This window comes from Roseibium sp. AWQ4_290 (genome assembly GCF_056160985.1).
Genome location: NZ_JBSWYG010000140.1, coordinates 1 through 208 on the forward strand (window position 1 = coordinate 1; position 208 = coordinate 208).

Sequence of the window (208 nt, forward strand, 5' to 3'; positions counted from 1 at the left end):
GCATGTATTGGTTTCCAAATATGCGGACCACCTTCCGCTCTATCGCCAGTCTCAGATCTTTGGCCGGGAAGGCATCGATCTGGACCGCTCGACCCTTGCTGATTGGGTGGGGCGCTCCACTGCCTTGCTTGAGCCCCTGGCGGATGCCATCGGCCGCATGGTCCGGCAAGGGGAAGCGCTCTTTGCCGATGACACCCCGGTCAAGCTT

1 protein-coding gene is annotated in these 208 nt (G+C 60.6%); it reads left to right on the forward strand.

Annotated features, from left to right (window positions below):
• Positions 1–208, forward strand: a 208-nt coding sequence (locus tag ACXAH0_RS25455; protein ID WP_475196146.1) for an IS66 family transposase, incomplete at both ends; no start/stop codon positions are given.